We start from the raw sequence: 13,884 nt of genomic DNA, 5'->3' as shown, positions 1-13,884 counted from the left end.
TCTCACCTGTTCACCGAGTAGCAGTCCACCTGCGGCTCGCTCGGCAATACGCCGGAGACGCCGATGACGAAGCCGGGAGCATCGAGCAGCGAGGCCCAATGCTCGCTCTTCTGGTCGAGTTCCAGGCACAGCCGGTCGCCGTCATAAGGGATTTCGCGGGGCTGCGAATGCAGCGGCTTCAGCGGAATGCCCGGCAGGCGCGATTTCCACAGGCCCTCGAACTGGTCGGCCGAGCCGACAGTGGCCTGATTGACGAATATCTTGCGCAACGCATCCTCAGACAGCTCCGAGCCGACCCGGATGACGATGCGGCTGGCGACCAGCAGCTTCGGGTTGTCGATGCGGATTTTCCAGACATTGGTCGAATGCCGCATGACGGGCAGCGCGCGCGATTTCGGCTCGATGTAGCGCAGGCTGAGGATGAGCGAGCGCAGCGCATCCGCCAGCGCCGAATAGGCGGGGCCGGGCGCCATGTGATCGTAGGCCGGCAACTCGCCCAGCCGTCGCGCGCTCGAACCGTAGGTCGCCATCGAACCGGCGAGACCGGCAAGTTCCAGGTAAAGCTCGGCCGGATGGAAGACATCCTGCGCCAGCATGTGCGCCAGCCGCGGGCGGGCCGCGTTGGCGAGGTTGAGCATCAAAAGGTCTTCGACGCTGCGCCCCGGTCCGCCGAGCACCATCTTGCCATGCGCCTCGGCGATCTGGTCGAGCCCGGTGACGACTTCGAGAAGCAATTGCCGGTACCAGGCTACGGCACCTGTTATCAGCGTCGGCGGCAGGAATGTCTCGTCCAGCGAGACGCCGCCATCGGCCCGCACCCCCTTGACGTCGGCTATCGGCAGAGCGGTGTAACCACCGACCGACTTGCCGGGCGCAAGCAGCAGCGCCTGCGGGCGGGCGATTTCGATTTCTTCCGCGTCCGACCCACCCTGAACGGCATCGCGGACCGAAACGATCCGCCCATGGTAGCGCGCTCCGGCCGAAGGCGCGTGCGCCGGGTCGAAGCCGACGCCGCCGGCAGGCTCGAGCGGCAGGGCGACGAGTACGGCTCCGGCACCGGTGTCGGCGGTGACCGGCAGCGGTCGCGGCGCGTCCATCAGATCCGGAATGGAGAAAGGGGTGCCGTCCGGGAAGATGCCCCGCGCCGACAAGATGGACACCTGGCCGGCATCGAGCAAGGCCTGGTCCAGCGTCAACTGGGTGAAGCCGAACGTGTGCAGTTGCCCGGCCTGCAATGCGCCGCGCACGGTCGCCTCGAAGAACCGGTCCTGCTGCTGGAAATGCTGGGTCCGCAGAAACAGCCCTTCGGACCACAGCACCCTGTTTGCATCGCTCATGCCGCTACTTCCTGCATCGAGCACCCCTTGCCCTGGCCGCTAGGCGGATATGCCGCCGCTGCCAAGCGTGACGTTGACGGTGAATGTCGAGCCGGCAGAGACCGACTTGGTCGTCCGCCAGTTTCGCCCGCCAGGCTCGCGAATGAGGGCGACGAAGCCCAATGCAGCCGCGTCCGGCTCGACGGTGATGGTTTTGGACGCGGACTTTCCCGGTCCGACTGAGACCTGGTCGGAGCCGATGAGGTCGCCCCCCAGCGCCGAGCCGGCATCGCCCTGCAGGGCGAAATAATCGGCCGAATTGAACTTGCCGGTACTGCGCAGCCGCATGATCAGGACCGTCACCGGCCGATCGCCGCCGCCTGGTCCCGGGTTCATGCCGGCCGCGCCGGTCAGGTTGACCGTGATCACGGACGGTTTCGGCGGGCCGCTCTGGCAAGCCGCAAGCAGCCCGGTCGCACCCAGGGCAATGACAAATTCGCGTCGGTCGATCATGTTTCACTCCTCCTCATATGCGTCACGAAAATCGGCGCCAATTTCGCCAAGGAAGCTCTTCTCCGCGCTCTCGGCGATTTCACGATGGCGTTTCTGGTAAAGTTCCCACAGCTTGGCGCCACGCCCGCCCGAAAGCAGGGTGCCGATCGCGGAATTCGATTTCAGCTCTTCCTCGATCATCGCCGGGTCGAAGCGGTCGATCATCTGGCGCAGCGCTGCCTGCACGCCGCGCCAGGCTCGCACGTGATGCTGCGCAAGATCGCGGACCGCATCGGCGATCGCCGCTTCGCCGGCAAGAAATCCTGGGCTGCGCTCGGCGATGATGGTCACGATCGCGTCGTCGACGGTCGGCAGGAATTTGAGCGGATTGACCTCGGAGGCCCCGACCATCGTCTGGGCGACGCGGGCGTTGCCCTTTTCCTCGGCGCGCTTGCGCAGAAGCTGCATCAGGCCTTCCATCATCAGCCTGTATTCGCGACCGAATTTCTCCATTTCGGCGATGGTGTCGCGTCCGGGGAAATCGGCTTCCTCGACGCCCATTCCGCGCAGGAATGCGCTGCGAAGCGCCATGTCCTCCTGCGGCGCTGCTGCCGGCGGGCGGGCAGGCCGGGAAGCGGCGGCCGGGCGTGGCGGCGGAGGTGGCTCCGGCGCCTGCACCGGCAAATCCCACGGGTTCGTCGGTTGCGGCCGTTCGGCGGCGCGCTCTCGCTGGCCGCCTGGCGAGGCGCCGTTCGCCGAAGCGGGTGGCTCGGCCGGCCCGAAGCCGAAATCGTCCTCGAATGAAGGCGGCTTCGGCGAAGCAGGCTCGGCCGCGCCGTTGAGCGATGGCACCGGGTCGAGGCTGAACGGGTCGTCGAAGGCCGGAGAATTGTGCTGGTCCGCGTTGGCGCGCTCGAAGGCTCCCGGCACAGGCTGCTCAAACGGGTTCGGCAGATCGGCCGGCCGCGGCCGTCGCGGCTCCTCTTCGGTCCTGGCCGAGAAGAAATCGTCGCGGCCGATGCTCACCGGCCCGCGCGACGGAGGCGGCGACCGTTCCGGCATGGCCCGGCTGGCGGCGGGCGAGGGGCCGGTCGGCGTCTGCAGATCGACATGCAAGACATAGTCGCCCAGCCGCAGCCGCATGCCGCTTTGCAGACGGGTCGATTTGCCGGCGCCGAGCGGGCTGTCGGAATCGTTTATAAACAGCCCGCTGCTCGACGTATCGGTGACGAAGTACCCATCCTGCCCGCCCGAGATCTTGCAATGGGCACGCGAGACGAACATGTCGGGATCGTCGATCTGCCAGCCCGCGTCCGCACTGCGTCCGATCACCAGCTCACCCTCGTCCAGCCGGGTCTGCCGCACCGCCTGGGTGCGTGGGCCTTGCTCCAGCGTCAGCAGCAGACTCATGCCGCGACCTCCGCCATGTCCGGCCGCCATCCAACGATCGTCCGCAGCCGCAGATCGTCAGCATCTCCCCTTTCGGCGGGCCGCGCAAGCCAGGCGGTCCGGGCGAGCTGGACGGTTCCGATACGCGGCGGCGGTACAGCTTCGCGCGCCAGCACGATGCGCAGATCGACGTCGAGCGTTTCCCCGATCATCTCGCGAACCGCCTGTTTGAACAGTTTCAGACGCTGGCCGCCCGGCAGGAACGCCTTGAAGTCCTCAAATCCGAGCGGGCCGACGCGCAATTCGATCCGGCTTTGGCGGCTGAAAACGCGAGGGCCGATCGTCGCCCCGCGACCGAGTGCTGCGTAGGCCTTGGCCACGCGGGTCTGGAATGTCGCCGGTATGGTGATCCAGACAGCGACGAACTCCTTGATCTGGACCGGCACCTTGAACGCTTCCGCAAGGAACAGCGTCAGCCGCTCCGGGCCGTCGACCTGGCTGGCCAGCGATCCGGCCTGGCGAAGCTTCACCGTGTCGAGATCGGGATCCTGGGTGCCGGGAAGGCCGATACCCGCCATCGCCTGGAGCATGGCGCGGACGCGGCCACCGACAGCGCGTTCGACCTGCACCGCCGGATGCGCATCCGCCCATGCCCGATAGTAGAGGGCGATCATGCGGTGCTGAAGAATGTTGACGAAGTCCACGAACGTCGTGTCGCTGGTCTGCTGCGCCTCGGCGCCGGTGAACCAGCGCTGCGACAGACGATCGAGCACCCAGCGCGTCAAATGCAGCGGCATAGGCCCCTCAGGTCCCAGTAGGCCGAGATTTGCCACCGTGACCCGCGCTGGTGTCTTGTCGTCTGCCTCGCGGAAACCTACGACGTCCCTGGCCGAGAAGCTGAGACGCACATGCTGTCCCAGCCTTGCCGGCTCGCGGGCCGGCTGGCCGGTATAGCCGAACAAGCCGCCCTTCTGTTCGAGCCGGCGCAACAGCTCGAAGAAGTCGAACGCCTCGGACAGCCTCCCGGCCTGGTCTGGCTCGACCTTGTCTAGATCAGGTAGCGATTGCCGGGCGTCATCGGCCATGGCACATCCTCCTGCTTCTGCAACAGCCGCGTGCGGGTCCGCACGAAGCCGTTTATGCCGGCGTGGCGGGCAAACAGCCGGGCAAGCAGGCCCGAAAGCAGCAGCGTGCTTTGCCCCGCCAGGACCGACTGGTCCACATGCAACGTCACTTCCGTGCCGCGTCCAAAGCACATCGGCCCGTCGATCCGCAGCCGTTCGATGATCGGACGCGAGTCGATGCGGACGATCGAGTACACGTTGCGGGCGAGGCTCGGATCGCCGCGGTCGGCATAGAGATCAAGCAAAGCGTGCAGCGGGTCAACGCCACGACCTTCCTTGGCAAGGCTGAGGAAGTTGAGCGCGAGCTGCGCCACGAGCCGCCAGGCAAGATTGTCGGTCCGGGATTCTCCTTCGGCGCCGACCGGCAGCGCCGCTGGGATCGCCGGCTGCGGCGGACGCAACGCACCGAGAAGCCTGACCGTTTCGACCGGATCGGCTGTCTCCAGGGTCAAGGTCGGGTTGTCGTCCAGGATCGGCAGATCGCGATTGGTGCAAAGGGCCATGATATCGAGACGCTTGAGCGGCCGGTTCGCCGGGCTTGCGACCGGACGCGAAACCGCCAGGAACACGTCGTCGCCTGTGTAGGAGGTGCGGGTCAGGCCGTCGCGGCGTTCATCCTCGGTCGCCCGGCGAGGGCGCCGTTCGGTCGAATAGACCCAGCCGCTGCCGCGGTTCTGCCCCAGGCTGAACAGTTCGGGGATTTCGGCGTCGTTGCCTTCCGTGTCAGCGTCCTCGACACGGGTGACCCGATAGATTTCGAAGTCGCGCGCCCTTGTGCGGTCGGCATGCAGCACCTGTCGCGTCTTGCGCGCATCGAGTTCGATGACGTTGCACTCTCGTTCGAAGAGATTGATGATCGGCGTCGCGAAGAGTTCGAAATCCGCCGGCGCCAGGTCGGCAAGTTCAGGCACCGGGCGCCGGAACAGGAAGATGACCTCGATCCCGGCCTCGCATCTGCGCACGACCGGCTGCAGCCCTGAAACGCGCACATAGTGGAAGCGCTCGGGCATCATGAAATATTCGCGCAGCAGACGGTAGCCTTCGAATGTCGGACGGGTGCGCGGCATCAAGGCTTCGTCGTCGCCGATGCCGACCATTTCGGGCTCGGGCAGGGGCGATATCGGATTGGTCTTGCCTTCCGCGCGTGCGCCAACCGCCGAACAGGCGCCGAAGATGGCGTCAAAGATCAGCGGCGCCTTGGTGCGCCCGGCGAAATAAAGATCGAGCCGGTCGATCGCCAGTTCGTTGAGCTTGCCCTTTCCGGTCCGCGCCAGTGCGATGCGCAGCGCCGCCACGCCGGCAGTGCCGCCGACCGGCCCGATGCCGGCTGCTGCCAGCCCGCTGCGGTCCTGGAAATAGCTGACCGAAGTGACCGCGATCGGCCACAGCATGACCTCCTGCCCGGTGGTGAAGGTGCAGCGCGTCGAAAGGCCGGGTTGCAGGCTGGAGACCAGCCGCGTGCCACGCTTGACGACATGGCCGGCAATCATCGACTGGACCTGCTGGCCGGGTTTCAACACTACCATCGCGGTTGCCGGCGCCGGCGTGACCAGATCGGGATAGAGGACGTCGAGCACGCTGCGCGAGAAGCGCGAGCGTTCTGCATCGACCTTGAGCCGGGTGCGCGCGGCAAGGAAGGCAACGCCATCCAGCAGCCGCTCGACATAGGGGTCGGGGCAGGGCACCGTATCCAGCGAAAGATTGCGCGCCACCGCCGGATGCATGTCGGCGAATTCCGCTGCGAGCGCGCGGATATGGGTCAGTTCCTCCTCGTAATATTCTACGAAGACCCGATCCATCTCAGCTTTCCCTAAGCTCGGTCCGCGCCAGGCCGTTGTCGAGATTGATCGTCGTGCGCAGTCGCATCCGTTCCGGTGTCGGCGTCATGATCAGCACGGCGTCTATCTCGATCTTCAGGCCCGCGGTCTTGTCGCCGAGGGTGACCGTCACCGTTGTCGCGCTCTCCTTCAGGCGCGGCTCGAACGTGGCAAGGACGGAGCGGATCTCGCGCGCCAGCACATCGCGGTCGAAGTCCCGCGACGAACGGCCCGAGAAAGAGGGCACGCCATAATTGACCACGCTGCGGCGCACTTCCGGAAAATCGGCGAACGATGGCGGGTTGTCCATTGCCTGTTCTTTTTCGAGGTCGGAAAAAAGCGGCGTGGCTTCGAATCGTTCGGTGTTGAACAAGGCCTCGATATCGCGCCGCACGGCTTCTCTCAGCACGCGTGCGGACACCACCACGCCGCGGCTTTCGATCTCCGCGCGGTGCTGGGTCTGGAAGATCAGCCGGTGCAGGCGCCGTTTCTGGTCCGGCGTCAGCTCCGCGTCGGCGTCGATGTGCCGCGCGCTGCCCGCAACGAGGGTTTCCAGCCGGTCCGCGCCGAGCTCGTCCTGCAACAACTGGCGCAGCCCGTCTATTTCGGAGGTCAGGCCCGGCAGGTCGTTGACGAGGCGGTCCCAAAGAGAGGGTTGGACCGCCTCGCGTTTCGCGCGCGAACTGCCTGTTAGCTGCAGCTTGTTCGCGCCGGGCCGCCGGGCCTCACTTGCCGACATAGACATCCATTTCGATTTCGTCGTCCTTGTCATAGACGAACTTGATCTTCTTGTAGGCGAAGCTGACCTCCTCCTCGATCAAGTCTTCCTCGTCCTCGGCCTGCTTCATGTCGTATTCCATGATCGAGGCGTCGGTCAGGGTAACGACCAGGTAGTCGCTGGTCTCTCCGTCGATCGTCCGGCGGGCGGAGAACACGACTTCGTCCAGCGCCTTGTTGTCGAACAGCGCCTTTTTCAGATAGGGCGAGGCCTTGTCATAGTGTTTGGTGAACTTGATCATGCCCAGGGACACGCGGCCACGACGCGAGAGCGAATTCGGATCGTACGGAGCGACGATCTTGTAATCGACGCCATGGATTTCGATTTCGTCCTCATGGCCGTCACGAACGCTTGGGCCCTTGATATCCGGAACCTTAAGAAAGCCATCGATTTTCACTGCCATTGTCTTTCTCCACCGCTTTCAAACAAAACAAGATGTGGTTGCTGCAATCACGTCTTCACGGACGGTAGTTCCGACACCAGCCTGAGCGAGGCGTTGATGCCTTCCAGCTGGTAGTGCGGACGCAGATAGAAGCGGGCATTGTAATAGCCCGGCCGCCCCTCCACGCTGTCGACCTGGACCTCGGCCGCGGCAAGCGGGCGCTTGGCGCGCGCCTTGTCGTCGGCGAAGGCCGGGTTGGCCAGCACGTAGCGGTTGATCCACTCGGTCAACCAGATCTGCATGTCGGAGCGTTCCTTGAACGATCCGATCTTGTCGCGCGCAATCGCCTTCAGGTAGTGCGCAAAGCGCGAAACCGGGAAAAGATAGGGCAGGTTGGCGCTCAGCCGCTCGTTCGACTGGGCGTCGGGATCGACCAGGCGTCCGGCGCGCGTCTCGTCGTCCTGCAGCGAATGCGCGCCAATGAAAGCGGCGAGATCGGTGTTTTTGCGGTGCAGGATGGGCATCAGGCCGAGCTTGGCCAGTTCCGCCTCGCGCCGGTCGTCGATGGCGACCTCTGTCGGGCATTTCATCGCGATCGAGCCGTCGTCGGTCGGGAAGGAGTGCACTGGCAGGTTGAGCACCGTGCCGCCGTTCTCGACGCCGCGGATCTGCGTGCCCCAGCCGTAGAGCTTATGGCTGCGATTGATGTTGACGCCCATCGGAAAGGCGGCGTTCATCCAGACATATTTGTTGTGATCGGCCTGCACCTCTTCCTCGAAGGTGAAGCCCTTCACCGGAACGGTGTCCGTACCGTAGGGAAGGCGCGCGAGCACACGCGGCATAGTGAGGCCGATGTAGCGCGCGTCCTCGCTCTCGCGCAGCGATTGCCACGAGGCATAGGCCGGGTTCGACACGATCATCTGCAGGTCTTGCGGGTTTGGCAGTTCCTGCCAGCTGTCCATGCGGAACAGGCGCGGCGAGGCGGCGGCGATGAACGGCGTATGCGCGGAGGCGCAGATACCCGAGATGTTGCGCAACAGGCCGACGTCACGCGGATGGTTCGAGAATTCGTAGGCGCCGATAATGCAGCCGATTGGCTCGCCGCCAAGCATCGAATACTCGTCCGTATAGACTTTCTTGAAGATCGGGCTCTGGTCCCACATCTGGCCTTCGTAGTCTTCGAGCGTGTCGGCCAGCTGCTCCTTGGAAATGTTCATCACCCGGATCTTCAGCTTCTGATCCGTCTCAGTGTTGTTGATGAGATACCAGAGGCCACGCCAGGTGCCTTCCATTTCGCGCACTTCCGGTGCGTGCAGGATCTCGTTGACCTGCTCGGTCAGCATCTTGTCGATGCCCGCGATTAGCGACTTGATCGACTTGATCGCGTTGGACGAAATGGTTGTGGTCTCGGAGCGCGATTGCGCTGCGAGCGCGAGGTTGCGCACGAGCTGCTGCAGCTTTTCGCTGTCGTCTTTCTTGACCTTGAAGTCCTTCTCGAGGAGTCCGCTGAATTCCCCGAGGTCGATGCCTTCCGCCTCGGCGACGGCTGGTGCGGTTTTTTGCTGTTCGGCCATGATTTACTCTCCAGCCTTGTCGTCGTCGGACATTGCCTGGCCGGCGATCTTGCTCAGAAGCGGCTCATTGTTCAGCAATTGCGCGATGCGCTTTTCGGCATCGACGCGGCCGTCCATGAAGCCGAGCAGTTCCTCGAGCTGACGCCGCATCTTGAGGATCTCGGCCAATTGCGGAACCTGCGCGGCGATCTTGTCCGGCGCGAAATCGCCCATCTTGGTGAAGGTGAGATCGAGCGCCAGTTCCTCGTCGCGCTCCTGGCCTTCGACCTGTGGCAGCGTGTTCTTCACGCGTGCCTTCACGCGGGGCCCCAGCGCTTCCATGAATTTGGGGAAGCGGTTGGCGTCGGTCTCGACGAAGGCGCGGTCGAGCACCGACTTCGAGGCTTCCTTGGTTTGCGATGCGCCGGAAAGGTCGGCCACCACGCCCATGACAAACGGCAGTTCGATCGTCGTCGGGCTGCCGTAGGTTTCCACGTCGTAGGCGATCTGCACCCGCGGCGCGCGATTTCGTTCGATGACCTTCGCTTTGCTTTCGGCTGGCATGTGTGTTGCTACCTTTCATCCTTCTGAGCGGCCTTCTTGGCGTCGGGAACGCCGGCCAGGAGCCGGAATTCCTTCAGCCCCGAAGGGGCGAGATCTTCCATCAGTTCAACAAAATCCATGTGCACCATGCGGCGCACGCGGCGGGCCAGATGCGGGATCGGGCTCGACGGTTCGGTGCGGTCGTAGAAGGCGACCACGAGGTCGAGACATTTCACGACGTCGTCGCGCGAGGAGATCCGGTCAGGCAGGCCAGTGCTGCCGGGCTCCGCGTAGCTTGCCACACCTGCCATCGTATCGGCTCCATGACCGTTTCGAGCAGGCATTGCCGGTTCGGCCGGCGCCGGGGCCGGCTTTGCCGCGCCATTCGCAGCGGCCCCGGCGGCCGCGTTGCGTTCGAGCGTCGTCAGCAAACGCTGCAGATACCGCTTTAACTCCGGGACGGGGGCACCGCCCTCGAGACGGGCGTTGAGTGCGGCCTCGACCGCGTCGAGGGCCGCGATCGCGGCGCGGGCGTCGGCGACGAGCGACGTCATCTCGGCGCCGGCTTGATCCACTTGCGCCGCGCAGCCGCTGCGCACCCGGTTGAGGAGTTGGCTGTGGGCACCGGCCAGCGCCGCCTTTTCGGCCGTATTCAACCCCGAGGCGGCTTCCTGAAGCATGACGCGCTCGTCAAGTGCTGCCTGTTCCAGATCGCGTCCGCTGATCGGCCCGATGCCGCGCGGCGCAAAAAGCGTCATCTGACGCAAATCCGCCAGCAAACCGTCCTGACCGTTTTGTAGGTCGGCCAAGGCGTTGAGACGGCGCAAGGCGGCATCGCGTGGCGAAGCGCCCGGCCGCAACGCCGGATGCATCGTGTCCCAATACTGGTCGATGCTTTGTGCAATAAGGCTCAGTCCAAGCGTCAGCCCGGCCAGTTTCTCTTCATTGGCCAGCGCTCGCGCGACAACGACAAGCAGGCGCAGGTCACGGCCATGGCTGCGCAGTTCTTCCGCCTTGTCGAGCACGGCAGGCCAGTCGACCGGAATGGTGGATTCGACCGGCTTGTTGTGACCCTCCTGGACGACCTTGACCTGGGGTTCGGTGAGCCGCTCGATCTCGTGAAAGGCCGGATCGTTGCGCAAATCTCCCCCAGACGGGTTTTCACCGTCCAAAGGATTCAGCCAGAGTGCGAGATCAATCACACGAACCCCCAGCAAGCGGCCCTGAGACCTGCGTGATCAAACATCTATCACACTGCGTCACTTTATCACAATTCAACAGCTGCTCAAAAACTAACGGAAGCTAAACGCGACCATTCTCGCTTGCGGGAACCTGGCGTGTTTACCGAACTCCGTATGTGAAATGCATCGCATAGGCGGGGGCAATTTCATGTTTGTTTTCGCGGAGATGCGGGGCGTTTCGTGAAATGCCAGACGTCGGCCGACTCGACGTCCGGGCGGTTCATTCGTCGTGTGCTTTGTCAAGATGCTGCTTATGTGGCAGGGTATCGGCTGGCAGGTTTCAGGAGCAGGTTCGATGGAACAGCGCCGGGCATCGCAGAGCTTCAAGCGCAAGGAACTGGTCGCTAAGCTCAACCCTGTCGGCGTCCGCGCCTTCAAGGCTGCGGCCGACACGGCCAAGATGCGCGGCAATCCCTATGTCGAACTCGTCCATTTCGTCCAGCAATTGGTGCTTTCGGAGCGCTCGGACGTGCAAATGATCGTCGCCGACGCAGAGATGGATGTCAGCCGGCTAACGGCCGACATGACGCGCGCTGTAGATAAGCTTCCCTATGGCGCGACTTCGGTGGAGGAGTTTTCCGACCATATCTTTCACGCCATCCAGGAGGGCTGGAACCTGGCGGCGCTGGAATTCGGTGTCGAAGAGGTGCGCAGTTCGCATATCCTGCTTGCCTGCCTGAAGACGCCGGTGCTGGAAGGCCTTGTGTCGAAAATCAGCGCCGAATTCGACAAGATCGATGCCGACGCCGTCATCAAGCGCTTTGCCGAGGTGACGGAAGGGTCGCTCGAAGCGGGCGACGCTCCGACGGCACCCGATGCCGAGACGCCGATGAAACGGGGTCCGGGCGGAGACTCTGCGCTGGCCAAATATGCGACCAACCTGACCCAGCGTGCCGGCGACGGCAAGATCGACCCGGTCGTCGGCCGCGATCCGGAGATCAGGCAGATCGTCGACATTCTGATGCGGCGTCGCCAGAACAACCCGATCCTCACCGGCGAGGCAGGGGTCGGCAAGACTGCCGTGGTCGAGGGCTTTGCGCTCCGCATCTCCCAGGGCGACGTGCCGCCAACGCTGCAGAATGTCAGCGTGCATATGCTCGACGTCGGCCTGATGCAGGCGGGCGCCAGCGTGAAGGGCGAATTCGAGAAACGGCTAAAGGCGGTCATCGACGAGGTGCAGTCCTCCGAAAAGCCGATCATCCTGTTCATCGACGAAGCCCATACGCTGATCGGCGCCGGTGGTGCCGCCGGAACCGGCGATGCCGCCAATCTTTTGAAGCCGGCGCTGGCGCGCGGCGAGCTGCGCACGATCGCGGCAACGACCTGGGCCGAATACAAGCAGCATATCGAAAAGGATCCGGCGCTGACGCGCCGTTTCCAGGTGGTCAAGATCGATGAACCGTCGGAGGCGGTGGCCGTTCTCATGCTGCGCGGCGTGGCGGGCGTTCTGGAGCAGCACCACAAGGTGCAGATACTGGACGAGGCGATCGAGGCGGCGGTCGGCCTGTCGCACCGCTACATCCCGGCCAGGCAACTGCCGGACAAGGCAGTGAGCCTGCTCGACACCGCCTGCGCCCGCGTTGCGATATCGCAGCACGCCACGCCGGCCGAGGTCGAGGACATTCTGCGCCGCCGTCAGGCGCTGGAGGTCGAGAACGGCATCATCGGCCGCGAGGCTGCGATCGGCATCGAGGTGACCGGGCGGCAGGCACGGGTCGACGCGGGACTGGCCGAGACCGAAGGCACGCTTGCCGCCGCGCAGGCACGCTGGGAGCGGGAAAAGGCGCTGGTCGCCGAGATCCTCGACCTGCGCGCCAGGCTGCGCGGCGAGGGCGTGCCGCTCGATGCGGTGGCGGCGGAGGAGGCCGCCGGCGAAATGGCGGCTGCGGATGCGGCCGGGACGGCGGTGTCCGAGGCCAAGGCGTCCGACACCGAAACGGCTGAGGCCGAGCCGGAGACGACGGCGACAGCCGGGTCGCCCGCGCCCGATCCGGCTGCCGATCTCACGCGGCTGCGCGAACTGATGGCGGAACTCGCCGAAGCGCAAGGCGAGACACCGCTGATCCTGCCGTCGGTCGACCGCAATGCGGTGGCTGCCGTGGTGCAGGATTGGACCGGTATCCCGACCGGACGCATGCTGTCCAGCCAGACCGAAAAGGCGCTGCGGCTGGCCGGCACCTTGTCCGAGCGCGTGGTCGGCCAGGACCATGCCATGGAGATGATCGCCAAGCGCGTGCAGACCAGCCGCGCCGGCCTCGGCGCGCCGGAAAAGCCGGTCGGCGTGTTCCTGCTCTGCGGCCCGTCTGGCGTCGGCAAGACCGAAACCGCGCTGGCGCTGGCCGAGACGCTCTATGGTGGCGAGCAGAACCTCATCTCGATCAACATGTCCGAATTCCAGGAGGCGCATACCGTCTCGACGCTCAAGGGCGCGCCGCCCGGCTATGTCGGCTATGGCAAGGGCGGCATCCTGACCGAGGCGGTGCGGCGCAAACCCTATTCGGTGATCCTGCTCGACGAGGTCGAGAAGGCGCATCCCGACGTGCACGAGATCTTCTTCCAGGTCTTCGACAAGGGCATGATGGACGACAGCGAGGGCCGGCGGATCGATTTCAAGAACACGCTGATCCTGCTCACCTCCAATGTCGGCTCCGAAGTCATCATGGACCGCACCAAAAACGGCACGATGCGGGCTGGGCTCGACGATCTGGACACGGCGCTGCGCAGCCCGCTGCTGAAGGTGTTTCCGGCGGCCTTCCTTGGCCGTGTGGTGACCATTCCCTACTATCCGCTCTCGGATCAGATGATCGAAGCGATCACCCGCCACCAGTTCGCCAAGATCGCGCGCCGGCTGCGGGCCACCAACGATGCCGAACTGGTGATCGGCGACGGCGTCATGGACCTGGTCAAGGCGCGCTGCACCGAGATCGAATCCGGCGGGCGGATGATCGATGCCATCCTGACCAACACGCTGCTGCCGGAACTGAGCCGCGGCGTGCTGAACCGCTCGCTCGAGGGTGAGAAGCTGACGAAAGTGACGGTTGGCGCTTCAGCGGAAGGGTTTACTTACTCTTTCGAGTAGGCATTTCTTCTGGAATATCTTCCTACCGTAGGAAATGGGTGTGGCTGTCACTAGAGCGGTTCATCGTTTCACGGCCACGCCGAACCGCTCTATCTCTTTGTTTTGACGCAATTCCGGACGGAAAACCGTTTCACACTTTTCCTGGAATTGCTCTAAAGACTACGAGCCAC

General features: G+C 64.4%; 11 protein-coding genes. 1 reads left to right on the top strand and 10 read right to left on the bottom strand.

From position 1 onward, the window contains the following. Window positions 1-2: 2 nt before the first annotated feature. From tssK to tssA, 10 genes are read right to left on the bottom strand one after another with little or no spacing between them, the layout of a single operon-like run. Window positions 3-1,337 (bottom strand): type VI secretion system baseplate subunit TssK, encoded by a 1,335-nt coding sequence (gene tssK / locus ACFX5Q_RS14270; protein ID WP_404278826.1) that lies wholly within the window; start codon window positions 1,335-1,337, stop codon window positions 3-5. A gap of 39 nt (window positions 1,338-1,376) precedes the next feature. Further along, on the bottom strand, window positions 1,377-1,829 hold the full coding sequence (gene tssJ / locus ACFX5Q_RS14265) for a type VI secretion system lipoprotein TssJ (RefSeq protein WP_006204793.1): 453 nt from the start codon (window positions 1,827-1,829) through the stop codon (window positions 1,377-1,379). 3 nt (window positions 1,830-1,832) lie between these two features. After that, on the bottom strand, window positions 1,833-3,218 hold the full coding sequence (tagH, locus tag ACFX5Q_RS14260; protein WP_404278823.1) for a type VI secretion system-associated FHA domain protein TagH: 1,386 nt from the start codon (window positions 3,216-3,218) through the stop codon (window positions 1,833-1,835). Further along, entirely contained in the window at window positions 3,215-4,282 is a 1,068-nt protein-coding gene (gene tssG, locus ACFX5Q_RS14255; RefSeq protein ID WP_404278821.1) for a type VI secretion system baseplate subunit TssG, read from the bottom strand. The genes tagH and tssG overlap by 4 nt, the downstream gene beginning before the upstream one ends. After that, complete coding sequence (gene tssF, locus ACFX5Q_RS14250; protein ID WP_404278819.1) at window positions 4,246-6,120, bottom strand: type VI secretion system baseplate subunit TssF; 1,875 nt, start codon at window positions 6,118-6,120, stop codon at window positions 4,246-4,248. The genes tssG and tssF overlap by 37 nt, the downstream gene beginning before the upstream one ends. Before the next feature lies 1 nt (window position 6,121). Then, window positions 6,122-6,877 carry a type VI secretion system baseplate subunit TssE gene (gene tssE / locus ACFX5Q_RS14245; RefSeq protein ID WP_404279052.1) on the bottom strand — a complete coding sequence of 252 codons (756 nt, stop codon included), beginning with the start codon at window positions 6,875-6,877 and terminating at the stop codon, window positions 6,122-6,124. Further along, on the bottom strand, window positions 6,864-7,319 hold the full coding sequence (locus ACFX5Q_RS14240) for a type VI secretion system tube protein TssD (protein WP_006204798.1): 456 nt from the start codon (window positions 7,317-7,319) through the stop codon (window positions 6,864-6,866). The genes tssE and ACFX5Q_RS14240 overlap by 14 nt, the downstream gene beginning before the upstream one ends. A 47-nt stretch (window positions 7,320-7,366) precedes the next feature. Then, a complete protein-coding gene (gene tssC, locus ACFX5Q_RS14235) occupies window positions 7,367-8,872 on the bottom strand; it encodes a type VI secretion system contractile sheath large subunit (protein WP_006204799.1) in 1,506 nt (501 codons plus the stop codon). A gap of 3 nt (window positions 8,873-8,875) precedes the next feature. Further along, window positions 8,876-9,415, bottom strand: coding sequence for a type VI secretion system contractile sheath small subunit (gene tssB / locus ACFX5Q_RS14230; protein ID WP_192182804.1), 540 nt, complete (start codon window positions 9,413-9,415; stop codon window positions 8,876-8,878). Between the two features lie 8 nt (window positions 9,416-9,423). After that, on the bottom strand, window positions 9,424-10,596 hold the full coding sequence (tssA, locus tag ACFX5Q_RS14225) for a type VI secretion system protein TssA (protein ID WP_404278815.1): 1,173 nt from the start codon (window positions 10,594-10,596) through the stop codon (window positions 9,424-9,426). A gap of 334 nt (window positions 10,597-10,930) precedes the next feature. Between tssA and tssH the strand changes: the two genes are divergently transcribed. Then, complete coding sequence (gene tssH / locus ACFX5Q_RS14220; protein ID WP_404278813.1) at window positions 10,931-13,714, top strand: type VI secretion system ATPase TssH; 2,784 nt, start codon at window positions 10,931-10,933, stop codon at window positions 13,712-13,714. Window positions 13,715-13,884: the final 170 nt, after the last annotated feature.

It is taken from the genome of Mesorhizobium sp. IMUNJ 23033 (assembly GCF_044778005.1).
In the GTDB taxonomy this organism is placed as follows: domain Bacteria; phylum Pseudomonadota; class Alphaproteobacteria; order Rhizobiales; family Rhizobiaceae; genus Mesorhizobium; species Mesorhizobium amorphae_A.
This window is presented reverse-complemented; position numbering and strand designations above follow the sequence as displayed.